The organism is Sulfuricaulis sp. (genome assembly GCF_049587675.1).
GTDB lineage: Bacteria > Pseudomonadota > Gammaproteobacteria > Acidiferrobacterales > Sulfurifustaceae > Sulfuricaulis.
This window is the reverse complement of record NZ_JBAVEJ010000065.1, coordinates 1-25,795: the sequence shown is the minus strand read 5'-3', so window position 1 is coordinate 25,795 and position 25,795 is coordinate 1. Positions and strand designations below refer to the sequence as shown.

The window sequence follows — 25,795 nt, the reverse complement described above, 5'->3', positions numbered from 1 at the left end:
GCCACAGCCTGCTGATGATCGGCCCGCCGGGCGCGGGCAAAACCATGCTGGCCTCGCGCCTGCCCGGGATTCTCCCGCGCCTGGGGGACGATGAAGCGCTGGAGGCCGCCGCCATCCAGTCCCTGCATAAAAAATTTTCCCTGAGCCAATGGAAGCGGCGGCCGTTTCGCGCGCCGCATCACACCGCCTCCGGTGTGGCGCTCGTGGGCGGCGGCAGTCATCCACGGCCGGGCGAAATTTCACTCGCCCATCATGGCGTGCTGTTTCTGGATGAGCTGCCGGAATTCGATCGGCGCGTGCTCGAGGTGCTGCGTGAGCCGCTGGAGTCGGGCGCCATCACCATTTCACGCGCCGCGCGGCAGGCAGAATTTCCCGCCCGGTTCCAGTTGGTCGCAGCCATGAATCCCTGTCCCTGCGGCTACTACGGCGACCCATCCGGGCGCTGCCGGTGCACACCGGACAAAGTGAGTCAATATCGCGCCCGGATTTCCGGTCCATTACTCGACCGCATCGACATGCACATCGAGGTGCCGCCGGTGCCGCGGGAGTTGCTGCTGGATCAAACGGCGCGCGCCGGAGAATCGTCCGCGCAAGTGCAGGAGCGCGTGGAAACGACGCGCGCACGGCAGATCCAGCGCAGCGGCTGCGCCAATGCGACGCTCAACAACAAACAGATCGAGGAAACCTGCCGGTTGGATGAAGCCGGACGGCGGTTGCTCGAGCAGGCAATTGACCGGCTGGGTTTTTCCGCGCGCGCGTATCATCGCGTGCTCAAGGTGGCGCGCACCATCGCCGACCTGGCGGCGGAGGAGATGATCCGTCCGGCGCATGTGGCGGAGGCCGTGCAATACCGCTGCCTCGATCGTGCCACCGTGTATTCCTGAAGCGTAGAATTCTTTATGAACAAACAAGCGGCCGCCGGGCCGCTTTTTTATGCAGGAATAGAAGATCGTGGGTGTACAAAAAAATAATACTTCACGCGCTTTTCATATCTCGCTGAATACAAATAACACTGTCTGTTTCCGCCGGCGGTAGTGCACAAGAAAAATATACTTCGAAGGGGTGCGGAACCAGTTAGGTGGCGCCCGGTAAATGGCATAACTGTTTAATCATCATAACGAAACGCTGTCTTCGCGACTGCTGGCATGATTAATGCCTTTAGTAGAGTTAGAAACGAAGGACAGACGAGGGAATCAAGTGAACACAGACATCAAAATCCTGGTCGTAGACGATGACGAAGTAGTGCGGCTCAGTTATCTGCGTTCACTCGCCAACGCCCAGTGTAAGGTTGAAAGCGCATGGAACGGGAACGAGGCGCTACGAGCGATAAAGGAGAAAGCATTCGATGTGGTTCTGCTCGATCTGCGCATGCCTGGCCTGGATGGCATGGAAGTGCTCAAGGCGATCAAGGATAAATGGCCGGAGACCGAGGTGGTGATCATCACCGGCTACCCCTCCATCGAGACCGCCAAGGAAGCGGTGCGGTTAGGCGCCTATGATTACCTGGCCAAGCCAGTGGGTCCGGATGATGTAATCAACGCCGCCAATGATGCCATGACGCAGAAGAAGTGGGCGCTGCACCGGGAGCGGACCAATCAGAACGGGAGTAACGGTATTACGCACTGAAATGAAGTTAGATAAGGAGCAAGCCATGAATACATTACCTAGAGTTCTAGTCGTAGACGATGATCCGGTTATCGGCCAGAGTTTCGACCGGGTGTTGTCGGGCAAGGGTTACGCCGTGATCACTGCCAGCAATGGCGAAGAGGCGCTGCGCAAACTCAAGGACGAGAATTATGATGTGGTGTTCACCGACATCAAGATGCCCGGGATGAGCGGACTGGAAGTCGCCGAGCGGATCAAGGCGAGCCAGCCGTGGCTGCCGGTAGTGATCGTCACCGGTTATGGCACGGATGCCAATGAAAAGCGGGCCGGGGAAGCCGGGGTATCCGCTTTCCTGCGCAAGCCATTGACGCCGGACATGATCGAAGACAGCGCGCACAAGGCGCTGCTCGAAAAAGGTGCAGCGGCAACGGAACCGGCAGCGAAGGCAACGACGCCGGAAACCGAGCACGGTCTGAATGGCATCGCGCTGTTCGCCAAGAACGTCGCCCTGTTCATCGCTTCACCCATCATCGGTTTCGTCTATGTGGTAGCGCTGCCCTTTGTCGGTCTCGGCATGCTGGCCTGGATCGGGACCAAGGCGTTGTTCAAGCTCTAGCTTGGCACGCAGGCGCAGTACGATGAAACACGGTACGGTTGTTGCGGCGTTGCTGCTGTTGATCATCGCGGGCATGCCTGTTCGCGCGGCGGAGATCACGCTTTCAGAGGCCGACAACAAATGCCTGCGCTGTCACGACGAGGAGTTCGCTCAATACGACGGCGGCATTCATGCTTCCCTGCGGCGACAGGGGGACGCGGAGGCTCCGGCTTGCACCAATTGTCACACCACACACAGGGAGCGCGACAAACCTCCTTATAACACGGCCACCGGAAAGCCTTGCAGCAAATGTCATGACGAGATCTTCGATGCTTTTGCCGCCAGCGTACACAGCCGGGTCCAGGTCAGCGAAAAGGATGACAAAGACGCCCATGTCCTGGGCTGCCCCGACTGCCACCGCGCCCACGATGTGACGGCCGCGGCCACCGAGAACCAGCTGAAAGATACTTGCCTGGGTTGCCACAAGGACGTACTGCTTGTTCACCAAAAGTGGCTGCCGAATGCCAGGCTGCACTTTGAAGCGGTGTCGTGTCCGGCCTGCCACGCGCCGGCGGCACAGCGCAAGGTTGACCTCAGGCTTTACGACAGCGCGACACAGAAGCGGATCAGAGAAAAAGAAGGCGTACCGCAGTTCGAAAACCGCGCGCGCGCCGTCGATGTCGAGGGCAAGGGTTTGAATGCGCTGGCGTTGCAAAGCCTGCTAAAAGAATTCAACCGCGACGGAGGGGAGGGCAAAACGATCCTGCGCGGCCGTCTGGAAGTCAGCACCGGCGTCGAGTCGCACCAGCTGGCCGACAAAAGCAAGGCGATCCGGAACTGCGAGCGCTGTCATAGTAAAGGCTCCGACCCGTTCCAGAGCGTTACGATTTCCATCGCCAGGCCTGATGGCAGGCTGTTGCGCTACGACGCTCATAAAGAGGTTTTGAATTCGACCGTTTCCATCGATTCGGTCGGCGGGTTTTACGCCATCGGCGCCACCCGGATCAAGCTGCTGGATACTCTGTTGTTTTTCGCCGTGATCGGCGGTATCACCGTGCCGATCGGGCACATGACAACGAAATGGCTGGTCAGGAAATACCTGAAACGGGGCAAGGGACAGGGTGGTTCGGGACAGCCGCAGAATCAAACCCCGTCTACTCCCGACGACCGCTCCAAGCCCAAGTAATTGAGGGGGGAAAAATGAAAAGATTATACGTTCATCCACTCCCGGTCAGGATCTGGCACTGGCTTAACGCCGGCGGTTTCGTGGCGATGATCATCACCGGTGTTCAGATCAGATACGTCGGACAAATCGACCTGATGTCGTTCAGGATTGCCGTCAACCTCCACAACTTGATCGGTTTTGTTCTCATCGCCAACTTCTTGCTCTGGTTTTCATTTTATCTCTTTACGGACAAGATCAAGGTCTATCACCCGGAATTAAGCCCGATGAAGCATTTCCGCGCCAGCTTCCGCCAGCTTGCGTATTACGGCTACGGCATATTCAAGGGAGATCCCAATCCGCATCATGTCAGTGTTTACAAAAAGTTCAATGCGGTGCAGAGCATGTCCTACCAGGTCATCATGCTGCTGCTGTTTCCGATTCAGTTTTTCACCGGGATTCTGTTATGGGATGTGCAAAGGTTTTCCGGAATGGTGGAATTATTCGGTGGGGTGCGCGTGGTGGATACGGTGCATGTGCTGACCTTTATTGTCTTCGCCGCGTTTATTTTCATTCATCCTTACCTGACGACGCTGGGCCGGACACCGACAGCGCACATCAAGGCGATGTTTACCGGATATGAGGAAATAGAGGACACGATGCCCGTAACGAGCGAAGGCGGAATTCAACAACCCATAAAAGGGCGGGGATCGAGAGTCGCTTGACCCAGGCGTTGGTCAAGAGGCGCCTGATTCGTCCGGGTCGTGTTCCGTTCCCCGTATCCGGATACTGTACTTCTTCATTAGCGCCTGAAAGTTGGCGCGCTGCATGCCGGTTTCCTCGGCGCTCTTGGTGACGTTCCAGGCGTTGCGTTTGAGCGCCTCGAGCACGAACTGCTTTTCGATATTTTCAACCGACTTCTCCCGCGCCGTTTTCTTTATGCGCTTGAGTTCATCGCCGGTTCTGGGAACATCGAGATCGGCCCGTGGCAAGGTCTCGATGATATTCATCAAGTGCGCCTCACGAATGACGTTGTCGGTGGAGAGGATCACCGAGCGTTGCACGGCATTCTCGAGTTCCCGCACATTCCCCGGCCAGTCATAATTCGCCAGCAGGCTCATGGCTCCCTCGGAAAACTCCGTCACTTTTTTTCCGGCGTCCTTGCTGAAGATGTTGAGGAAGTGGAAAGCCAAGGCGGGAATGTCGTCGCAGCGCTCTCTCAGGGGCGGTATCTCGATGGGAAAGATGTTAATGCGATAGAAAAGATCCTCACGAAACGTTCCCGCGGCAACCATCGCCTTGAGATCTTTGTTTGTGGCAACGATCAGCCTGAAGTTGGCACTCTTGGTGTGGGTGTCACCTACCGCCCTGAATTCCCGTTCCTGGATAACCCGCAGGAGCTTGGCCTGGGTCGAGAGAGAGATGTTCCCGATTTCATCGAGGAAGAGCGTGCCGGTGTCCGCCATCTCAAACATGCCTTTCTTATTGGCCATCGCGCCGGTGAACGCGCCTTTAATGTGCCCGAACATCTCGCTTTCCAGAAGATTTTCGCTCAGCGAGTTACAGTCGATCGCGACAAAAGGCTTGTCCTTCCGCAGGCTGTTGAAGTGGATGGCACGGGCGATCAGTTCCTTGCCGGTACCGCTCTCCCCAACGAGCAAGATGGTGCTATTGGTGGGAGCGCAGTTCGCAATCAGGCGATAAACGCTCTGCATCTGTGGGCTTGAGCCAATAATATTCTCGAAGCGGTACTTGAAACTCGCTGTGCTTTTTGGATCGAGGCTCTCCTTCAGCACTTGCCGCCGCTCGATCGCCCGTTGCACCACGAGCTTGAGTTCGTCCGGATCGAAGGGTTTGGGCAAGTAGTCGAAAGCCCCGAGCTTCATGGCCCGCACGGCGGTCTTGATCTGGGACAGTCCGGTGATCATGATAATGTCGATGTCCGGATGCATCTCCTTCACTCGTTGGAGCACTTCCAGGCCGTCGATCTTCGGCATCATGATATCCAGGATAAGTATATCGTAACTACTTGCTTCGATTTTTCGCAGCGCCTCCAGGCCGTCCTGGACAGCCTCCACCTCATAGTCGCCATCGCCGAGAATGCGAAGGCAACTTTTAAGGACGATTTCCTCGTCGTCAACGATCAGTATCTTGCGGCTCATTGAGCTTCCTCATTAATTTTTTTCGCCGCATCGTCAGGGCGGGGTTCGATAGGCAGATAGATCCGGAAGGTGGTACCCGTGCCGACTCTGCTTTCCACTTCGATCGTTCCGCCGTGGGCCGTAACGATGCCATAGCTGATGGATAGCCCCAGTCCCGTGCCTTTGCCTACTTCCTTGGTAGTGAAGAACGGATCGAAAATCCGCTGAAGGTTTTCCTCCGGAATGCCGCAGCCAGTATCGATGATCGAGATTTCCACCATGGGCACTGGCTCGGCGTTCGGTTCAGTGCTGCTCGCCTTCAGGCAACGTCGGCTGCGAATGGTGATTTTGCCCTTTTCCGTGATGGCGTGTTGGGCGTTGGTGAGCATGTTCAAGATGACCTGACTTATCAGATCCTCGTCGACCCAGACCGGCGGCAGATCAGGGTCGAGGTCCATGCTGATTGCAATGTCGCTCAGATGTGCCGGCCATTCGATCAGACGCTCCGTGACTTCAATGAGTCGGTTGATGTCGGCGTATTTCTTTTCCTGGGCCTTTTCACGGGCGAAGTCGAGCAGCCGTCGGATAATGGCGGCGCATCGTTTGGTCTCCCGGATGATGAGGTCCAGGTCTTCCGCCTCCTGGCTTCCGTCCGGCATCTTTTTCCGGATAAAGTGCGAGAAGGTGAGGATGCCGGTCAACGGATTATTGAGCTCATGTGCAATGCCGGCGGCGAGCAGCCCAACGGAGGCCAGTTTTTCCCCGCGCGCGGTCTCGGCCTGCGCGATGCGGAGCTGCTTGGTTCTTTCTTGCACCTTCTGTTCCAACGTGCGGCCCCACTCCTGCAACTCCACCTGGGAATTCTTGAGGGCCACTGTCATGGCGTTAAATGAGGTCGCCAACTGGCCGAACTCGTCTTCGCTCCGCACCGGGATCAGTTGTTCCAAATTTCCCGAGGAGAGCCGCTTGGCCCCGGCTTCCAGGTCACGCAGCGGCGTATAAACAAAGCGACGCACAAAAACGCTTACGAAGATCGATGCAAAGATGATGAATCCCAGGGAAAAGATAACAATGGTGACCGTATTCTTCCGTGTGGTCTGATCGATCTCGTCGAGCGAATAGACGATATCCAGAATGCCGAGGACCGACTGATTTTGCTTGTGCTCATGGCAGGCGGCGGTATAGCACGACGGCTCATTGCGGATAACGGCCATATTGCCTAGCAGGCGTCCACCTTCCGGAGCATTGAAAACCCGGTCCTTGTTGCGCATGGGAAGCTGTTCCAGCGGTTTTTCGCTTTCGTGGCATTGGGAACAGCCTTCGGCTTTCCGGTCCACTTTCAGCCCGAGTTCAGGCAGGTAGGTCGAGTGAATAATTTTGCCGTCCTTGTTCAGTACTCTGACCTTGGCAATTCCTGTCTGTTTGCTCACATCCTGAATTATGCTCTTTACATAAGCAGGCTGATTCTGAAGCATGGCGAAACGGGTGCTCTTGATGAGCATTTCGGAGAGTTGGTTGACGTGCCTGACTGCTTCCTGGAGGAGTTCTGTCCGCTGGTAGCGGACGACCAGCAGGGTGAATACAAGCATCGCGACTGTCAGGGTGGTCGCCACATAAACCCCGACTTTGAACTTGAGGGTTTTCGGACGCATTATTCTTCACCGCTCTCTCTTCGCTGCGGAACGGAGAGAAATATCGGTCGCGCCAAAGAGATGTAGAAAAGTTTCAATGCCTGTTTACCGTGTCAATCTAGCGCGCAACCGATAGTGCGTCAATGCAACAGAGGACGCAGCGGGATCCAGAACCGCATGAGTTCAATCGTTTTTCGCGATCTGCTTGGGAAGGAAGCCCGGGGGATTGTGCGTGACTGACGCAGCAGTATCATGCCAACCGTCGGTTCCTTAAGTAAAAAATGTCGACTCCTGGTAATGCGCCATCCAACGTTATCAGGGTATTCCATGCTCCGAGAGCGTCAGACCTATGTGTTTATTCTTACACTGTTGCGTGCCCCGGCGGTTTCAATTTAGGTGCTGACCAGTTTCATGTTTCAGCCGGATTTGGGCAACCTATCGCCGGCGAAGTCATACAGCTGACCCAAGATCGTCGGTCCTCTGGTGGCGACAATATCGATGTCTCGCATTCGGAAACGGTACAAAGGTCCCGCAGGCTATGTCGCGGCGAGTGAATTTGTCGAGCGAAGCAGGGAAGCGTAGCGATGAAAGGGGCAAATAAAAAAGCGGCCTTCCGGCCGCTTTTTTATTACTGAAAAAAAACAGACTTACTTGCTCTGCGACACCATGTAATCGACGGCCGCCTTCACATCTTCATCCTTGGCGCTCATGTTGCCGCCCTTGGGGGGCATCATACCAGCCTTGCCCTGGAAGCCCTTAAGCGCGTGGGTATGCAGAGTATCCATACCCTGCGCGATACGTGGTGCCCAAGCAGCCTTGTCACCCAGCTTCGGCGCGCCGGCGACACCGGCGGCGTGGCAGGCCATGCAGGTGGTGTCATAAAGCTTCTTGCCCTTGTTGTCATCCGCCCCCGCGGCATTCGCGGAAGGAATGATGGCGTCCATCACTGCATTCGAAGAGGTGGTGGCCACCTTCTCCGCTTGAACCGCGCCGACAGTCAGTTCGCCGACCGGCTTGATGCGTTCGGCGACCGCCTTGGCATCGGCCGTGTTTTCGACGGTCTTCGACGTCTTGCCGCCGATGATTTGCGCAACGACGAAAAGGACAACCGTCAACGCCACCAGCGCGACGATCAGACCCGCGAATGATTTCAGAAATGCACGATCAGTCATTGTTTACCCTACCCATTTCTATGTTGAAGTTTCACTCTGCCCGCCGAGTGGCGGAACCCTGAATTTGCTGTATTAGTATAACCTAATATTCACTTTGAAAAAACACCCTCGAAAAACACTGCATGGACGCTGTTTATTTCAACAGATATTCTTGCTGATCCGTTCCAGCCTGAAAATGACCAAGATCAAGCGCCATGCGCCCGCAATTCTTCAGGCAAGATGGGGATTTCGTGGAAGTCCGGCACCAGGAATGGCGCTGTGCACGACAACGATGGTCAACGGCTGGAGCGAAGTATTTCGATGGCTGAGATTCCGAGTGTTACTATTGTCCATTACGCGCCCTTAGCTCAGCTGGATAGAGCGTCAGCCTCCGACGCTGAAGGTCAGAGGTTCGAATCCTCTAGGGCGCGCCATATAAAAAAAGCCCCCTTGCGGGGCTTTTGTTTTATATCGGGTTCCTCGAAGTTATTCAAAGCTCCGACCAAGTTCAACGTTGTTATTCCCCTAAATCTGGCGGGTTCCCAATACCTTGAAACCGATCACTTTTTGCACATGTGGAACCACACGAAACTGGTCTAAAGTTTGCCTGTAGACGTATACAAAATACGTATACAAATCCATAGGGGAAAGCCACTGGAACAGGGTTACACAAAGCAAGAAACCGGGATCTGTGCCGTGGTCAATTCCACATGACCGCCGAAGACGGCGGAGCCCGGTACCGTACGCTGCAGCGTAGCCAGTTAGGTAACAGTAAGGCGCACATGAGCCCAGATTCAAGCGACATCATATTGCGCGAGATCGCCCAGGTGATTTCGACGGCGAGCGGAGAAGAATTCTTCCGCGGCTTGGCGGCGGCTTTGTGCCGGATGCTGGAAGTAGATTTCGCTTTTATCGGTCGGCTGGGTGCCGAAGACCCCAATCGCATCCATGTCATGGCCGTGTGCGTCCGCGGCAAAATCGTGGAGAACTTCAGCTACCATCTCCACGGCAGTCCATGCGAAAACGTGGTGGGCCGGGAACCCTGCCACTACCCCCGCGATGTTCAGAGCCTGTTCCCCGAAAACCGCATGCTGGTGGAGATGGGAATCGAGAGCTACATCGGCCATCCCCTGTTCGGCTCGGTCCAGCAACCACTTGGGCTGCTCGCGGTAATGCACAGCCGGTCCATGCCCAGCGAAGAACCGGCTAAGTCCATGCTCAAGATTTTTTCCGCGCGTGCTGCGGCGGAACTCGATCGCATGCAAACGGAGGCTGGGGAGCGCAAGTTCTCCAGCATTGTCGAGCAGACGGCGGATACTGTGGTGGTCACCGACCAAGACGGCATCATCCAGTACATCAACCCGGCCTATGAAGCGATCACGGGATACACGCGAGCAGAAGCGGTCGGAAAGAAATCCAGCATCGTCAAGTCCGGCAAGCATGACAAGCCGTTCTACGAACGACTCTGGAGCACCATTTCCCGCGGCGAGGTTTTTCAAGAACGGTTGATCAATCGCAGAAAGGACGGCTCGTTATACCACGAGGAAAAAACCATCACGCCGCTCAAGGACGGCGCCGGGCGCATCACCCATTTCGTCTCCACCGGCAAGGACATCACTGAGCGCATGAAATTGGAACAGGAAAGCCGTCGCATGCAGGTCTTTCTCAATTCCATAATCGAAAACTTACCCAACATGCTGTTCGTCAAGGACGCGCAAGAGCTGCGCTTCGTACGCTTCAACAAGGCTGCCGAGGAATTGCTCGGCTACTCCCGTGACGAGATGCTGGGCAAAAATGATCACGACTTCTTCCCCAAGGAAGAGGCGGACTTTTTCGCCGCCAAGGACAGGGATGTCCTGAGCAAGAACGTGCTGCACGACATTCCCGAAGAGACGATTCACACCAAGCACAAAGGCGTGCGCCTCCTGCACACCAAAAAAATCCCGATCTTGGATGAAACCGGAAATCCGCTTTATCTGCTGGGTATCTCCGAGGACATTACCGAGCGCAAGTGGGCGGAAAAGACATTGCGCGAGAACAACGAAATCTTGGAACGGATTTTTGACAGCGCGCATTTCTGCCTGGTTTACCTCGACCGGGACTTCAATTTCATCCGCGTGAACCAGGCTTATGCCAAAACTTGCGGTTTTCCACCCGAATACTTCCCGGGAAAAAACCATTTTCACTTGTACCCGCACGAGGGAAACGAGGCCATTTTCCGGCATGTGGTGCAAACCGGTGAGCCATTCACGATCTTGTCGAAGCCGTTTGAGTTTCCGGACCATCCCGAATGGGGCGTGACTTACTGGGACTGGACCCTGCACCCACTGAAAGGCGGCGGCGGAGATGTCGAAACCCTTTTGTTCGTCCTGCTGGATGTTACGGAGCGCAAAAGGGCGGAGGACATGCTCTCCCGCTTAGGCCGGATTCTCGATGGTTCATCTAACGAGATTTACGTATTCGACGCGGACACTCTGCGCTTTATCCAGGTCAACCAGGGGGCGCAACGCAACCTGGATAACACGATGGAGGAATTGAAAGCACTCACCCCGCTCGACCTGAAACCGGAACTCACCCGGGACAGCTTCGAGGCGCTTCTGGCTCCATTGCGAAACGGCCAGGAGGAACAGGTGGCGTTCGTCACGACACACCGTCGCAAGGACGGCAGCACCTACCCGGTGGAAGTGCGCCTGCACCTTTCGCGAAGCGAGCACCCGCCGGTGTTCGTAGCCATCATCCAGGACATCACCGAACGCAAGCGCACTGAAGAGCGCCTGAGCTACCTCGCATATTACGATTCCCTGACCAGTCTGCCCAACCGCCAGCTGCTCAACGAACGCCTGAGCTGGGCCATGGCCGAGGCGGATGCCCGCGACCGGCTGGTGGCGGTCATGTTTCTCGATCTCGACCGCTTCAAGAACATCAACGACACTCTGGGGCACGATGTGGGCGACGCGTTGCTCAAGAACGTGGCCGAGCGCCTCAAGGCCAGCGTGCGTCCCGGCGATATCATCTCGCGCCTCGGGGGCGACGAGTTCACCATCGTGCTCGCCAATGTGGCAGACGTGGACGACGTGGCGCGCGTGGCGCAGAAAATCCTCGACCAGTTCATTGCGCCGTTCCGCATCGCCGGGCGCGACCTGTTCGCGTCACCCTCCATCGGCATCACGCTCTACCCCTTCGACGACAACAACACCGAGAACCTGCTGAAAAACGCGGACACTGCCATGTACCACGCCAAGTCGCTGGGGCGGAACAATTTCCAGTTCTACACCGCGGAACTCAATGCCCGTGCCGCACGCCAGCTGGAACTGGAGACCGGCATGCGGAGTGCGCTGGAGCACGAGGAATTCGTGCTGCACTATCAGCCGCTGGTGAACATGCAAAGCGGGCTCATCGTGGGCATGGAGGCGCTGTTGCGTTGGCAGCACCCGGAATACGGCCTGATTCCGCCGATGGAATTCATCCCGCTCGCCGAAGAAACCGGATTGATCGTATCCATCGGCGAGTGGGTGCTGCGCACCGCCTGTGCCCAGATCAAGGTCTGGCACGCTACCGGTTTCCCTTCCCTGCACGTGGCGGTGAATCTCTCGAGCAAGCAACTGCAGCAAAAAAATTTCGCGGATGTCGTCAAACGGGCTCTCAGGGACACCGGCCTGGAACCCCAGTATCTCGATCTCGAGCTGACCGAAAGCCTGCTGATGCATGATATGGAGGCGGTGGAGAAGATCCTGAATGAACTGAAGGCGTTGGGCGTGTTGTTCTCCCTGGACGACTTCGGCACCGGCTATTCGTCGCTGAGTTACCTCAGGCGTTTCCCGATCGATTTCCTGAAAATCGATCGCAGCTTTGTGAAGGACATCGCCCACGACCGCTACGGCGCGGGCATCGTGCGCGCCATCATCGTCATGGCCCACACGCTCGGCATCAAGGTCATCGCCGAGGGTGTCGAAACCAGCCAACAACTCGGGTACCTGCGTGACCAGGGCTGCGACATCAGCCAGGGCTACTTCTGCAGCAAACCGCTCGCGGTGGAACCCTTCACCGAACTGCTGCATGACTGGCAGCTTATCCAGCACGAAAAGTGCAACATCCAGAAAACAGCGCAAAAAAGCCGCAAAAAACAAACGCGTCATCTGAAGCGTCCGAGCACCAAGCGATACCGTCGTCGTTGATGCCTGGCGGCTAGCCCGCGTTATTTCCTGCGGTAACGCATCGCCGGTCAGTGAATTAACCGGCGCAGCACCCACACGCCAACGGCAAGCAATGCCAGACCGATGCACATATTGGCGATGAAACCGAGACGGGTATTGGTTTCGAGCAGAAACGGCACAAAAAACACCAGCGATACCGGCACGACCACGAAAATGTGACTCGCCACATCCCTGTGGCTCGCCCTTCGGGCGCACTACGTGCGCCCAATTTCGCTCCAGACGAAATTGTCGCGCGCAAACTTCGTCACCAGCATTTCGTTGCGCGTATCAGCATAGAGCCAGCCCATGGCGAGGATTGAAGTAAGCGGCAACGCAATGATCACTGCGCCCCAGAACGGATTGCGCTTGGCAACCTCCGCGGCCACCCCGATGATCACCGCCGCGACCAACACTTTGGCGAGAAAGAGCGGGCTCAGATTCAACACCCCGCTTCCTCCCGACACGCGCTGAACCGCTGATTCGTGCGGTCGGCCACTCGGCGGCGAATCGCACTCATGCTGTTATTACCCTGCGTCCATTCAAAGCCAGCTGTCCAGCGGCGGCGTTCACGTTTTCGGATGCCTCGGTTGTGCGAGATGAATGGCACGGCCGGCGACGGCCAGCGCCGACTCGTGAAAAGCTTCTGAAAGCGTCGGGTGGGCGAACATCGTGAGCATGATGTCCTCGCTGGACGCGCCGAAAGACATGGCCAGTCCCGCGGCGGCGATCAGCTCGGAGCACACCGGTCCGACCATGTGCACGCCGCGCACTCGGTCGGTGCGTGCGTCGGCCAGTATCTTGACGAACCCGGACGCCTCGCCCATGGCCTTGGCGCGGCCGTTCGCGGCGAATGGAAAGACTCCCGCCCGATAGGACTCGCCCGTGCTTTTCAGCGTCTGCTCGGTCTTCCCCACCCAGGCGATCTCGGGCTGGGTGTAGATGACCGAAGGGACCAGGTCGTAATTCACCGTGGTGCTGTGTCCGGCGATACGCTCGGCAACCATGACGCCTTCATCCATGCCTTTGTGCGCGAGCATCGGACCGCGCACCACGTCACCGACGGCATAGATATTGGGAAGATTCGTGCGGCAGTGTTCATCCACGTGCACGAAACCCCACTCGTCGAGCAGCAGCCCGGTTTCCGCGGCGAACAGCCCGTCGGTGTTGGGTCGCCGTCCGACGGCAACGATGAGACGCTCCACGCTTTCCTCGTTTTCGCCGTCTTTGTCCTGATAGCGTACCGTCACCGCATTCTTTTCTACCTGGCTGTGGAGCACACGCGCGCCGAGACGGATGTCGAGCCCCTCGGCGGTGAACTGCTTGAGGGCCTCGCGCGCGACCTGTTCATCGGCCATGGAAAGGAAATTCTCCTGCGCCTCGAGCAGCACCACCTCCGCGCCGAGACGGCGCCACACACTGCCAAGTTCGAGCCCGACGACACCGGCGCCGATGACGCCGAGACGCTGCGGCACGTCCTTGAACGCCAGCGCACTCTGCGAATCCACAATGCGCTGTCCGTCGAATGGAGCGCTCTTGAGGTTCACCGGCGTCGAACCGCTGGCCAGAATCACGTGCTCGGCCTGCAGTTGTTGCGCCGACTGGCCCGAAACTTCCACGATATTCTTCGCCAGGAGTTTTCCGTGTCCCGGAATCCAGGTCACGCCGTTGGCCTTGAACAACGTGGCGATGCCGCGCGTGAGCTCGGACACCACCTTGTCCTTGTGCGCCATCATGGCCGTTAGGTCGAGAGAGAGTTCCTTGAACCTGAGGCCGTGCGCGGGGCCGTGATCGCGCGCCAGGAGATAAAGCTCGGAGGTCTCCAGCAGCGCCTTGGAGGGAATGCAGCCGGCGTTGAGGCAGGTGCCGCCGAGGACCGGACCGCCCTGGGTGTCGCGCCAATCGTCCACGCAGGCCACCTTCAGGCCGAGCTGGGCCGCCCGGATCGCCGCCGTGTAGCCCGCCGGCCCGGCGCCGATCACCACCACATCGAAACGCTCGCTCATGGTCACACTTCCAGCAGCAACCGCGCCGGGTCTTCCAGCAGTTCCTTGATCATCACCAGAAACTGCACCGCCTCGCGCCCGTCGATCAGGCGGTGATCGTAGGACAGCGCGAGATACATGATCGGCCGGACCACGACCTGGCCCTTTTCCGCCACCGGTCGTTCCTGGATCTTGTGCATGCCGAGGATCGCGGCCTGCGGCGGGTTCAGGATCGGCGTGGACAGCAGCGAACCGAACACCCCGCCGTTGGTGATCGTGAACGTACCGCCGGTTATTTCCTCGAGCGTCAGCCGCCCGTTCTGCGCGCGTTCGCCGAAGTCGCGTATGCGCGATTCGATCTCGGCCATCGTAAGCCGGTCGGCATCGCGCAGCACCGGCACCACCAGCCCGCGCGGAGTGCCGACCGCGATGCCAATGTCGTAGAAGCCGTGGTAAACGATGTCGTGGCCGTCGATCGAAGCGTTGACCTCGGGAAAATGCCGCAGCGCCTCGATCGCGGCCTTCACGAAAAACGACATGAAACCGAGACGCACACCGTGTTCCTGCTCGAAGCGCTCGCGATGGCGCGCGCGCAGCTCCATCACCGGCTGCATGTTCACCTCGTTGAACGTCGTGAGAATCGCCGCCGTACGCTGCGCTTCGACCAGCCGTTCGGCGACGCGCGCGCGCAGCCGCGTCATGGGCACGCGCCGCTCGGGGCGGTCACCAGCCTCCACAGACTGTAACTTGGGGGGCTTCGCCGTTACGGCGGACTCCGGTTTCGGCTTGGTTGCCATCGGCGTGGGGTCGTTGATGCGCGTCATCCCTGGCGAGCGCACCGCGGGGGCGCTGCGTGCATCCAATTTTGTCTCAGGCAAAATTGTCATGTCGAGCTGCTTTTGTACGTCTTCCTTGAGTACACGCCCGCCCTTGCCACTGCCTGACAGCTGGCGCGCATCCAGTCCGTGTTCGTCCATTAATCGTTTCGCGGCGGGCATGACAATCGCCGCTTTCGGGATGGGCTCGCTCGCGACCGGTGACGGTTTCGGGATCATCGTGGCGGATTTATCCAAACGTCCCACCACCTCGCCGGATTTTACGGTGGTACCGGCCGGCATGGTGATCTCGGTCAGTACGCCGTCCACGGGCGCCGGGACTTCGAAAACCACCTTGTCGGTCTCGACCTCGGCGAGCAGCTCGCCGCGCGCAACCAACTCACCCGGTTGTTTGTGCCAGGTCAGGATCGTTCCTTCGGTCACTGATTCCGGAAAAACCGGAACCGTGATGTTCGTGCTCATCGTTTTCCATCCTCTCCTTGCGCCGAATCACTTGCCACCGGTCCCAGAGCTTGATCGAGCAGCTCGTTCAGCTGGCTGATGTGCAACGGATAGCTGCCCACGGCCGGCGCCGCGGATGTCGGCCGGCCGGTGTATTCGAGCGTCGCACCCTTCGGGATCGAGCGCCACAGGCGATGCTGGGTCTGGTACCAGGCGCCCTTGTTGCGTGTCTCTTCCTGGCACCAGATGAAACGGCGCGCGGCGGGATAACGCTGAAATGCCTGCTTCAATTCCTCCTCCGGAAACGGATAGAGCTGTTCAATTCGCAGTATCGCGACGTCGCGTCGTCCCAGTTTCTGCCGCCGCTCGACAAGATCATAATAGACCTTGCCACTGCACAGGACGATCTCCTTCACGGCGGCATCTTCAAGCGCCTCGGTCTCGAACAACACCGGCCGGAAGCGACCGAGTGTCAAATCCTCGAGGCTGCTCACCGAAAGCCGGTGGCGCAGCAGGCTTTTCGGCGTCATGACCACCAGCGGCTTGCGGCACGACCACAGCATCTGGCGGCGCAACAGATGAAAAAACTGCGCCGGCGTCGTCGGCACGCACACGAACATATTCTGCTGGGCGCACAGCTGGAGGTAGCGTTCGAGCCGCCCCGAGGAATGTTCCGGGCCCTGGCCTTCGTAGCCGTGCGGCAGGAACAGCGTGAGGCCGCATAAGCGGTTCCATTTCTGTTCGCCCGAGCTGATGAACTGGTCGATCACCACCTGCGCGTTGTTGGCGAAATCGCCGAACTGGGCCTCCCAGATGGTGAGTGTTTTGGGATCGGCCGTGGCATAGCCGTACTCGAAGGCGAGCACGGCTTCTTCCGAGAGCGGCGAGTTGATGACGATGAAGCGCGGTTGACCTTCGTAAAGATTGCGCAGCGGCAAATAGCCCGTGCCATCCTTCTGGTTGTATACCACCGCATGGCGGTGAAAAAACGTGCCGCGCCCCGAATCCTGTCCCGAAAGTCGCACACCGTAACCGTCCTTGAGCAGTGTCGCGTAGGCGAGGTTTTCGGCGAAGCCCCAGTCCACTGGCAGCGCGCCGGCGGCCATCTTGCGCCGCGCCTCGTAGATCTTGGTGACCTGGGGGTGAAGCTCCAGACCTTCCGGAATGTGCAACATCTGCTCGGTAAGGCCGCGGACCGTGTCGAGGGTCACGCGCGTGTCGGTGCCGGGCTCACAGCGCCCGGCCACGTACGGGCTCCAGTCCGTACTGTAGGCGTATTCCGCCTTTTCCCGCGGCAGGATTCGCGGCGCGGCGCAGACGCCGGATTCCAGTTGCTGCTGATATTCCCGCCCGACTTCCGCGGCCTCGTCGGCGGTGGCGATCCGCGCTTGCGCCAGGCGCTGCGCGTAAAGCGCGAGCGTGGTCGGCAACGCGCGGATGCGCTGGTACATGAGTGGCTGTGTCACGGTCGGCTCGTCGGCCTCGGAATGACCGTGGCGACGATAACAGTAAAGATCGATCACCACGTCCTTATGGAACGTCATGCGATAGTCGAAAGCGATCTGGGTAACGAACAGCACCGCTTCGGGGTCGTCGCCGTTCACATGAAAGATCGGCGCGCCGACAACCTTGGCAATATCGCTGCAATAGAGCGTCGAGCGCGCGTCCTGCTGATGGCTGGTGGTGAATCCGATCTGGTTGTTGAGCACAATGTGCACCGTGCCCTTGGTCGAGTAGCCGCGCGACTGCGACATGTTGAACGTCTCCATCACCACGCCCTGGCCGGCAAACGCGGCGTCGCCGTGAATCACGACGGGCAACACCCGGTTTCCGAGCCGGTCGCGACGCCGTTCCTGGCGCGCGCGCACCGAGCCCTGCACCACCGGCCCGACGATTTCGAGATGCGAGGGATTGAAAGCAAGCGCCACGTGCACGGGTCCACCGGCGGTGCCCACATCGGAGGAGAAGCCTTGATGGTATTTCACGTCGCCCGTGCCGCTGTGCTGTACCTTGCCTTCGAATTCGCGAAACAGATCCGCCGGACTTTTGCCCAGGATATTGACGAGTACGTTCAGCCGTCCGCGATGCGCCATGCCGATGATGATTTCCTTCGTGCCCAAGCCACCGGCGCGCTGGATCAGTTCATCCAGCATGGGAATCAGGCTTTCGGCTCCCTCCAGTGAAAACCGTTTCTGCCCCACGTACTTGGTGTGCAGATAGTGCTCCAGCCCTTCGGCCGCCGTCAGTCGTCCGAGCAGGTTGCGCCGCACCTCGGGCGGATAGTCCGGCACCCCATGCACACTCTCAAGGCTGCTCTGCACCCAGCGCTTTTCAGAGGTATCGGTGATGTGCATGTATTCGGCGCCGATGGTGCCGGCATAGGTGGCACGCAATTGGGCAAGAATTTCGCGCAGGCTGGCCTGACGCGGCCCGACCAGAGATCCGGTTTCAAACACCGTTTCGAGATCGGCCTCGCTGAGACCGTAGTGACGCAGATCGAGTTCAGGGATGTTGGGCGCCTCACGGAGCCCGAGCGGATCGAGTCGGGCAACCTGATGCGCGCGAAAACGGTACGCGTTTATCAGCTGCAGTACCTTGACCTGCTTGTGCGCCGACTCAATCGGCTCCGCGGCTTGCGATGGGCGCTGCGGGGCCGCGGGATGCGTTTGGTGCGCGAGACGACGGAATTCATCGCGAATCCCGGAGTGCGGAATGTCCTGTGCTACACCGTCCACGCGCGGCAGGGCTTCGAAGTAGCGGCGCCAGGCGGGCGCCACGGAGGCGGAGTCGCTCAGAAACTGTTCGTAGAGATCCTCGAGGTACGCAGCGTTGCCCGATGCGAGCGGCGAAGAACGCCACAGGGCGTTCAGGCTGTTGTCCTCGGCGGTAGGGTTCGTTCGCTTTCTATCCATGGCAGCGGGAATGGCGGGGCAACCGGAGGTGCCGCATGTTCAAATCTATCTTAGCAGGTCTGGCCGCCCCGGCCGTTACCATGGCACGCAATGAAAAGCTGAATCCCCTGAAAATGATGGGCGGATAGCGGGACGGACAACCCCCAGCCACGGCCCCGGAATATCAGGGTTTGGCGGCCTTCTTGTTGCGTTCCTTGGCGGCCTTGCTGATCAGCTGATCCAGCAGCTTGAACAGGGGCTCTTCGCCGCCGGCCATGGCGGCGCTGGTGAGATATTTTCCATCCACCACCAGCGTGGGCACGGAGTTGATGTTGAGGTCCTGGTTGACCTGTTTGGCCTTCTCGAGCTTCAGGCGCACGCCGAAGGAATTGAAAGCCTCTGTGAATTTCTGGCGGTCGATGCCGTGGCGCGCGGCAAAGTCAGTAATGCCTTTTTCATCAGCGACAACGCCCGGCTGTTCCTGCGCCGCCTTGAAGAAAGCATCATGCAGTTTTCCCATCGCACCCAGCGCTTCGAACGTGTAATAGGCCTGAGCATGGATCTGCCAGTGCGGCGCGGCGGTGGCGGGCGTGCGCACGAACTGGGCGTTCGCGGGCAGCTTCTTGAGCCAGCGCAAGAGTCCCGGTTCCAGCGCATAACAGTGCGAACAGCCGTACCAGAAAAGCTCGCGCACCTCGATCTTGTTCCCGGTCTCGACCGGCGTCGGAAACGGCACTTGCATGTACTGCCGGCCTTCCGTGAATTCGGCCCGGGCCAGGATCGGAAACAGCATCAGCATCGCCAAGCATCCACCCATCAGTCGTCGCATTTCATTTCTCCGTAAGATCGATATGTAAGCGTAAAAAATCCGGGGCGGCTACGCAATCCGGGACTGCAAACGCTCGAGCAGCCGCGCGTGGATATTATCGAAGCCGCCATTGCTCATGATCAACACGTGATCATTCGGTTGCGTCTCCCTGGCCAGCGTCACGATGATCTCTTCCACCGTCGCATAAGCCTGTCCGCGTCCCTTCAGCGCGCCCGTCACCCGGTCCAGGTTCCAGTTGAGGTCGGCGGGTTTGAGCATCAGCACCTTGTCAGCCTGCACGAACGAGCCGGCCAGCGTATCGCGGTGCACTCCCATGCGCATGGTGTTGGAGCGCAATTCCAATACCGCCAGAATGCGCTGGTTGCCCACCCGCGCGCGCAACGCCTGAAGCGTCGCGGCAATCGCCGTCGGATGATGCGCGAAATCGTCATACACGGTGATGCCACGCACCGCACCGCGCACTTCCAGCCGGCGTTTGACATTGCGGAATTTCGCCAGCGCCGCCAGTGCCGTCTTGACCGGTACCCCGGCGTGGCGTGCGGCGGCGATAGCCGCGAGCGCATTGGCTGTGTTATGGCTCCCGAGCAGCTCCCACACGACCTCGCCATGGTTCTGTCCTTTAAACAACACCTGGAACTGGCTGGCCTCGGGGTTGCGCGGGACGGCCTGCCAGCCATCCTCCGCGCCGAAATGCTCCACGCCGGTCCAGCAACCCATTGTCAGCATCTCTGACAGGTTTTTGTCCTGCGCGTTCACCACCAGCAGGCCCGAACCCGGCACGGTGCGCACGAAGTAGTGGAACTGGCGCACGATCGCGGCCAGGTCGGGAAAAATATCGGCATGATCGAATTCCAGGTTGTTCAGAATCGCAGTGCGCGGGCGGTAATGGATAAATTTCGAGCGCTTGTCGAAAAACGCCGTGTCGTATTCATCCGCCTCGATGACGAAGAAGGGCTCGGCGCCGAGACGCGCCGAGACGCCAAAGTTCTCCGGCACGCCGCCGATCAGAAAACCGGGCTTTAACTTGGCATGCTCCAAAATCCAGGCGAGCATGCCAGCGGTGGTGGTTTTTCCATGCGTGCCAGCGACGGCCAGCACCCAGCGTCCCGGCAAAACGTTCTCGGCGAGCCACTGCGCGCCGGAGGTATAGCGCAAGCCGCGATCGAGCACCGCCTCCACCAGCGTATTGCCGCGCGACAGCGCATTACCGATGATCACGAGGTCGGTCTTGGCACTGTCGAGATGCGCCGGCTCATAGCCTTCCATCAGCCGTATGCCCTGGGCTTCGAGCTGCGTGCTCATGGGCGGATAGATCTTGGCGTCCGAGCCGGTGACTTCATGGCCCAGGTCGCGCGCGAGCAACGCCAAACCACCCATGAAAGTTCCGCCGATACCCAGAATATGAATATGCATTGATTAATTTGCCACTGGTGCAGGGTTGACGAACAAGCCGGTCACGCCCATGGACAGGATTATATACAGTAGACTCACCACCACGCCTGCCGGCATAGCCAGGGAGAGCGCATTACGCAGGATGTGGCCGAAGACCAAGGTATACCACAGAAGAAAGGGCGCCCATACCCACGGCGGCGGCAACCATTCGCGGGTCAGCCCGGCGGCCGCCCAGGCCAGCAACGAGAGCAGGGCGCCACAGCCAGCCAGGGCCGAGAGTGTCTGAGGAAACCGGTTTACCGCGTTACGCCAGTGTAGCGCCACATGCGTCGCCACGATCAGCAGCAGCGTGTCCACGACGGCGGCTAGGACGGCACTGTCGAGCGGCAATATATCGAGCACACCGATGACGTCGGCCAGTCCATAGGCGACGAGCGCTGCCAGCATCAAGCGGTTGGACGTCGGCAGATCCTGCGGATTGGCGCGCAGCAGACAGATACCCAGGTATATTTTCAGCGGCATGAATTCGACATATCGACTTTCAATTATCGCCCGTGACGCGCGTGATGCACCAGCGGCCTTGAGCGTCTTTCTCGATCTGAATCTGCATCCGAACTTCGCTGTTCGCGGGCGTCCCCGGCTGCAGCCAGCTGACACGGACCGAGACCGCGCGTCGCAAAACATCGATATGCCTCGTCTCGCCGAGAGCAAACTTCAATGCCACACCGTGAGTCTGCTTGGCGCGCAGAAAATCCAAGGCCACCCGAGCGGACAAGCCATCGAGCAGGTCTTCAGGATTACGGTCGGGGGCGAGATAGGCGATATCATGCAATTTTTGCATGTCCGGAGGCATGGTCACCAGGGCCTCGGCGAAATCCAGCGCGCGGCTTTCCGGCGTTTTCCAGAACGGTTCACAGCCAGCGAGGACAACCATGAACAAGGTGCCGGCGATCCACGCTGATTTCCTGCTGCACGCCTGATACCCTCGCCGGCTCATGGCCTAATCATAAACCAAAAGCCGCCTCTTGCCCGATGTTGGGAGTCTCCCGGGAAATGCATACACTTCATGATTATGACCAATCAAACGCACCATTACGAAGTCGGGCTTTGCCGTCTTATGACAGAACGAACGGAGCGCAGCGGAGTAGGTCTTCTCATAATATGGCAAGACGAACGAGCGCTAGCGAGTAGGGCTTCCTTAGATGACTGAACAAATGAGCGAAGCGAATAGGTCTGCTTTTCCGCCGGAGCCGTTGATTCAAGAACCAACCTTGCTCGCGCCGCTGTGTAAACAGCTGCGCGACGTCCCGTGGCTGGCGCTGGATACCGAATTCATGCGCACGCGGTCATATTATGCGCGCCTGTGTCTCGTGCAAGTAGCCACGCCGGATGCCATCGCCTGCATCGACCCCCTGTCGATGCCGACCATCGAGCCGCTGCTCGAGGTGATCTATGCGCCGCGCGTGCTCAAGGTCATCCACTCCGCGCGCCAGGATCTGGAAGTGTTTGCCGATATCCGCGGCGCACCGCCCCTACCTGTCTTCGACACCCAGATCGCCGCCTCACTCTGTGGTTACGATGACCAGATCGGCTACGGCGCGCTGGTGGAATCCATCACCGGTCACAAGCTCCCCAAGCTGCATACGCGCGCCGACTGGGAAGCGCGTCCGCTGCCGCCGGATCAGCTGCACTATGCCGAAGACGATGTGCGATACCTGCGCGACGTGTATCGGTGCCTCGGGGAAAAGCTCGATGCGCTAGGCAGGACCGACTGGCTCGCCGAAGAGTGCGCGGCGCTCACCGACCCAGCGCTTTACCACAATGCCCCGCGCGAGGCATTCCGGCGCCTAAAGCAGGGACACCATTTGCCGCCGGCGGGACAAATGGTATTACGCGAACTCGCCGCGTGGCGCGAAATTACTGCGCAACAGCACAACCTGCCGCGCGGCTGGGTGGCATCCGATGCCGCGTTGATGGAAACCGCCCTGGCGGCTCCGCCGACCGTGGAGGCACTCGGCCGCATCGCCGGCATGGGCGGGGCCCCATCGCGTAAATGGGGCAATGACGTTCTGGAAGCCATCCGCCGCGGCCAGGCATCCGCGCCTGAGCAGCTGTGGGTGGAACCACAGCGTCTCGACCGCCAGCAGCAGGCCTTGTACGAACGGTTGCAGGCACGGGTGCGCGCAATCGCCGAACAGATGAAGATCAGCGCAACCTTGCTGGCCCCGCGCCGCGAACTGCTCAAGCTGATCGCCGGCGACCGGTCCGGCGCGCTCGCGCGTGGCTGGCGACGCGCGCTGATCGGCGAGGAGATCCTGCGTATGTGCGGCGACCGGTCAAACCCGGCGACCGCTCCCTGACTTCAGATGGCGGCGAAAAAACTCGCCATTCTGATCGGTCTCGGCGTAGTCACCGTCATCATTTTCGGGCCGCCGTGGTGGCGCCCGGTAAATCCCTGCGTGATCGGCGACATGTCCGCGCGTGCGCAGGCACGGGTGCCAGACGCGCTGAAGGAAATATATTTCGATGCGCAGAAAATTCGCGTCGGCCTGGGTTCCGCCGCGGTCGGCGGCTGGGAAGGTCTGGGAGACGCGGTGGCGGTGGACGGGAGCGCATGGATACGCAACACCAACAACCGTTCGCCTAGATATTACGACACCGTCAGCAACCGTTACTTTCAGTCGAACGGTTTCATTTTCGTCCCACTCGGGATCGAGAGTGAACAACAATGGCGCATCTCGTCGCCGACGTCGCTCGCGCAACTCCGGAACGCGCTGGCGAAAATAAATTCCGCGGGCGTGATTTTCTCCGGTTACGTGCGCCTCGCGCCGCTTCGAATTATCGCCATCGCCCGCCCGGCGATTGATGGGCAACCCGTGTCCAAAAACGCCACGTATTACTACACCCGCCCCATGCAATCGGCCCCGGAGGCATGGGTCTATGTCGTCGGCGTCGTCGCCGCGAATGCTTTCCTGAAGCGGGCCGACCATGCCTGGTTGTCGTCAATGCTGATCGCTCCGCCGTCCCGCCAGGATGCCGGTGCCGGGCTGGTGCACGGCCTGTGGCTCAATTCCGCGCCGGAAGATCTTCACTCGCCGCCGCGCCGGGACAACGTCCTGGCGGTGGGGCAGCTGATGGCGGAGACAGTGATGGTCGAAGGTGAATTGGCACTTTATCCGGTCACGCGCGCCGGCAGTTGCGATGCCGCAGCGCGCGCGCCCTAGCCCCCCAAGCTCTGATTAATTTATTCAGCGCTTGCCTGATTCATCTGACGAGCCGACGGCAACAACACATAGAGCCTGCCGCGGCTGCGCATGGCGCCGGCAAGGCGTTCGGCCGTTTCACCAAAACCCAGAAAAAGATCGGCGCGCGCCGGGCCGCGGATCGCGCCGCCGGTGTCCTGCGCGAACTCGAGTTGCCGGTAAGGACGGGGCTCGCTGCCCGGCAGCGTGGTATCCAGCCAGACGGGGCTGCCCAGCGGGATGTAATTAGGGTCCACTGCGATCGACCGCTGCGGCAGCAGCGGCACGTTGAGCGCACCCACCGGGCCCGTGGCATCTGGCTCACGCAAGGTGAAAAAAACATAACTGGGATTGCTGTTCAGTACCGCTTGCGCCTCGTCCGGATTGGCGTTGAGCCAGGCGCGGATGGCCGGCATCGTCGCTTCCTCCAGTTTCAGGGCACCGGACTCGACCAGCGTGCGCCCGATCGCGACGTAAGGATAGCCGTTCTGGTCGGCATAACCGACATGCAGCAACCGGCCGTCCGGCAACTGCACGCGTCCCGAACCCTGGATCTCGAGAAAGAACAGCGCCACCTGATCGTCCACCCAGGCAATCACGTTGTCTTGCGAAGGATGTTTTCCTTTGCCGATCTCAGCGCGGCTGTAATAGGGCACGACGCGCTGTCCGGCAAGCCGGCCGCGCAGGCGCTTGCCCTTGAGTTCGGGATAGAGTTCGCCCAGCTCCACGGTTACGAGATCGTCGGGGCGGCCGTACAGCGGGTAACGGAAGCGTCCGGTTTTCACCAGGCTGCCGTGCACCAGGGGTTCGTAGTAGCCGGTGATCAAACCGTCACCAGCACTATTGTCGGCGACCACTTCATGCGCGATGAAACGTGTTTCGAAAAAAGCGCGCGCCGTGTCATCGTCGGGATCGGGGAACAACGCGGCGTCGGCACAGAGTGCCTGCCAGCGCGAGTCGCGCGCTGGCATTTTCTGGCAGTTGTTGAGCAACGCCGGCCACGTTTGCGCGAGCCGGTCTTCCTGCCAGCCTGGCAGCGCCGACCACGGTACCGGCGCGCCGATGCCCGGCGCGCGCGAAGGCGCGCTGAGACAGGACGTCAGCAGACAGCTCACCGCGGCGAAAAACATCGCGCCGGTGGTTTTTTTCGTCTGAATAATCAGGATAAGATACCTCACTGACAACATCGCATGATTTCTAGCACGTCCCACTCCTTCCCGCCACAAAGCTGATACTTGGAAGCGCTCGATCCTACTTTGTTCCTGTGGCTGCTCGCGGCGATCGCCGCGGCCGCCGCGCTTTACTCCTCGGTCGGCCACGGCGGCGCCTCCGGCTATCTCGCGGCAATGGCGCTATTCGGTGTTTCCGCCGCGCTCATGAAACCCTCGGCGCTGGTCATGAACATCGTGGTCGCGGGACTGGTATTCGCGCGCCTGTGGCGCGCCGGGTTTTTCGACGCCGGCCTGTTCTGGCCGTTTGCCCTGGGGTCGGTACCCACCGCATTTATCGGCGGCGCCTGGCAACTGCACAACCGCACGTATCAATACCTCGTCGGCGCCACGCTGCTGGTGGCCGCGTGGCGCCTTCTTTTAACCAGTCATGAGCCGCCGATGCGCGCCGCGCCGCGTTTGGCGATGGCGCTGCCAGTGGGCGCGGTTCTCGGTTTTGTCTCGGGACTAACCGGCGTCGGCGGTGGGATTTTCC

At 59.5% G+C, this 25,795-nt stretch carries 22 protein-coding genes and 1 tRNA gene; 10 read left to right on the top strand and 13 right to left on the bottom strand.

Going from position 1 to position 25,795, the window contains the following annotated elements:
• The 5 genes from WB402_RS03445 to WB402_RS03425 form a co-directional block, all read left to right on the top strand.
• Window positions 1–884, top strand: an 884-nt coding sequence (locus tag WB402_RS03445) for a YifB family Mg chelatase-like AAA ATPase (RefSeq protein WP_424205519.1), incomplete at its 5' end; no start/stop codon positions are given.
• A 313-nt stretch (window positions 885–1,197) separates the two neighbouring features.
• A complete protein-coding gene (locus WB402_RS03440; RefSeq protein ID WP_424205518.1) occupies window positions 1,198–1,626 on the top strand; it encodes a response regulator in 429 nt (142 codons plus the stop codon).
• A gap of 25 nt (window positions 1,627–1,651) precedes the next feature.
• The gene (locus WB402_RS03435) at window positions 1,652–2,221 is read left to right on the top strand and encodes a response regulator (RefSeq protein ID WP_424205517.1); all 570 of its coding nucleotides are present in this window, start codon (window positions 1,652–1,654) and stop codon (window positions 2,219–2,221) included.
• 22 nt (window positions 2,222–2,243) lie between these two features.
• A complete protein-coding gene (locus WB402_RS03430; RefSeq protein WP_424205516.1) occupies window positions 2,244–3,386 on the top strand; it encodes a multiheme c-type cytochrome in 1,143 nt (380 codons plus the stop codon).
• Between the two features lie 14 nt (window positions 3,387–3,400).
• Window positions 3,401–4,087: a cytochrome b/b6 domain-containing protein gene (locus tag WB402_RS03425; RefSeq protein WP_424205520.1), complete on the top strand. Its 687-nt coding sequence runs from the start codon at window positions 3,401–3,403 to the stop codon at window positions 4,085–4,087.
• Window positions 4,088–4,099: 12 nt separating this feature from the next.
• Here WB402_RS03425 and WB402_RS03420 read toward each other — a convergent pair whose 3' ends face one another.
• The 3 genes from WB402_RS03420 to WB402_RS03410 form a co-directional block, all read right to left on the bottom strand.
• Window positions 4,100–5,524 carry a sigma-54-dependent transcriptional regulator gene (locus WB402_RS03420; protein ID WP_424205515.1) on the bottom strand — a complete coding sequence of 475 codons (1,425 nt, stop codon included), beginning with the start codon at window positions 5,522–5,524 and terminating at the stop codon, window positions 4,100–4,102.
• Window positions 5,521–7,155, bottom strand: a complete 1,635-nt coding sequence (locus tag WB402_RS03415; RefSeq protein ID WP_424205514.1) for a sensor histidine kinase — start codon at window positions 7,153–7,155, stop codon at window positions 5,521–5,523. Before WB402_RS03415 ends, WB402_RS03420 begins: the two co-directional genes overlap by 4 nt.
• A 626-nt stretch (window positions 7,156–7,781) precedes the next feature.
• Entirely contained in the window at window positions 7,782–8,306 is a 525-nt protein-coding gene (locus WB402_RS03410; protein WP_424205513.1) for a c-type cytochrome, read from the bottom strand.
• Window positions 8,307–8,642: 336 nt separating this feature from the next.
• Here WB402_RS03410 and WB402_RS03405 point away from each other — a divergent pair.
• Together WB402_RS03405 and WB402_RS03400 are read left to right on the top strand one after the other, a co-directional pair.
• Window positions 8,643–8,719 (top strand) — tRNA-Arg (locus WB402_RS03405).
• Between the two features lie 348 nt (window positions 8,720–9,067).
• Entirely contained in the window at window positions 9,068–12,460 is a 3,393-nt protein-coding gene (locus tag WB402_RS03400; RefSeq protein WP_424205512.1) for an EAL domain-containing protein, read from the top strand.
• 47 nt (window positions 12,461–12,507) lie between these two features.
• Here the strand turns inward: WB402_RS03400 and WB402_RS03395 are convergent, their stop codons facing one another.
• From WB402_RS03395 to WB402_RS03355, 9 genes are all read right to left on the bottom strand, one after another.
• Window positions 12,508–12,666: a hypothetical protein gene (locus WB402_RS03395; RefSeq protein ID WP_424205511.1), complete on the bottom strand. Its 159-nt coding sequence runs from the start codon at window positions 12,664–12,666 to the stop codon at window positions 12,508–12,510.
• A gap of 27 nt (window positions 12,667–12,693) precedes the next feature.
• Window positions 12,694–12,921, bottom strand: coding sequence for a hypothetical protein (locus WB402_RS03390; protein WP_424205510.1), 228 nt, complete (start codon window positions 12,919–12,921; stop codon window positions 12,694–12,696).
• A 123-nt stretch (window positions 12,922–13,044) separates the two neighbouring features.
• Window positions 13,045–14,481, bottom strand: a complete 1,437-nt coding sequence (gene lpdA / locus WB402_RS03385; protein ID WP_424205509.1) for a dihydrolipoyl dehydrogenase — start codon at window positions 14,479–14,481, stop codon at window positions 13,045–13,047.
• A 2-nt stretch (window positions 14,482–14,483) separates the two neighbouring features.
• The gene (gene odhB / locus WB402_RS03380) at window positions 14,484–15,758 is read right to left on the bottom strand and encodes a 2-oxoglutarate dehydrogenase complex dihydrolipoyllysine-residue succinyltransferase (protein WP_424205508.1); all 1,275 of its coding nucleotides are present in this window, start codon (window positions 15,756–15,758) and stop codon (window positions 14,484–14,486) included.
• Window positions 15,755–18,649 (bottom strand): 2-oxoglutarate dehydrogenase E1 component, encoded by a 2,895-nt coding sequence (locus tag WB402_RS03375; protein ID WP_424205507.1) that lies wholly within the window; start codon window positions 18,647–18,649, stop codon window positions 15,755–15,757. Before WB402_RS03375 ends, odhB begins: the two co-directional genes overlap by 4 nt.
• A gap of 163 nt (window positions 18,650–18,812) precedes the next feature.
• On the bottom strand, window positions 18,813–19,457 hold the full coding sequence (locus tag WB402_RS03370) for a thiol:disulfide interchange protein DsbA/DsbL (RefSeq protein WP_424205506.1): 645 nt from the start codon (window positions 19,455–19,457) through the stop codon (window positions 18,813–18,815).
• A gap of 48 nt (window positions 19,458–19,505) precedes the next feature.
• The gene (gene mpl, locus WB402_RS03365; protein ID WP_424205505.1) at window positions 19,506–20,870 is read right to left on the bottom strand and encodes a UDP-N-acetylmuramate:L-alanyl-gamma-D-glutamyl-meso-diaminopimelate ligase; all 1,365 of its coding nucleotides are present in this window, start codon (window positions 20,868–20,870) and stop codon (window positions 19,506–19,508) included.
• Between the two features lie 3 nt (window positions 20,871–20,873).
• Window positions 20,874–21,371: a hypothetical protein gene (locus WB402_RS03360; protein WP_424205504.1), complete on the bottom strand. Its 498-nt coding sequence runs from the start codon at window positions 21,369–21,371 to the stop codon at window positions 20,874–20,876.
• Between the two features lie 19 nt (window positions 21,372–21,390).
• Window positions 21,391–21,846, bottom strand: coding sequence for a hypothetical protein (locus tag WB402_RS03355; protein ID WP_424205503.1), 456 nt, complete (start codon window positions 21,844–21,846; stop codon window positions 21,391–21,393).
• 256 nt (window positions 21,847–22,102) lie between these two features.
• Between WB402_RS03355 and rnd the strand changes: the two genes are divergently transcribed.
• Together rnd and WB402_RS03345 are read left to right on the top strand one after the other, a co-directional pair.
• On the top strand, window positions 22,103–23,209 hold the full coding sequence (gene rnd, locus WB402_RS03350) for a ribonuclease D (protein WP_424205502.1): 1,107 nt from the start codon (window positions 22,103–22,105) through the stop codon (window positions 23,207–23,209).
• A 6-nt stretch (window positions 23,210–23,215) separates the two neighbouring features.
• A complete protein-coding gene (locus WB402_RS03345; protein ID WP_424205501.1) occupies window positions 23,216–24,073 on the top strand; it encodes a hypothetical protein in 858 nt (285 codons plus the stop codon).
• A 20-nt stretch (window positions 24,074–24,093) separates the two neighbouring features.
• Here WB402_RS03345 and WB402_RS03340 read toward each other — a convergent pair whose 3' ends face one another.
• Window positions 24,094–25,269, bottom strand: a complete 1,176-nt coding sequence (locus WB402_RS03340; RefSeq protein WP_424205500.1) for a murein transglycosylase A — start codon at window positions 25,267–25,269, stop codon at window positions 24,094–24,096.
• A 57-nt stretch (window positions 25,270–25,326) separates the two neighbouring features.
• Here WB402_RS03340 and WB402_RS03335 point away from each other — a divergent pair.
• On the top strand, window positions 25,327–25,795 hold a 469-nt coding region (locus WB402_RS03335), incomplete at its 3' end, for a TSUP family transporter (protein WP_424205499.1).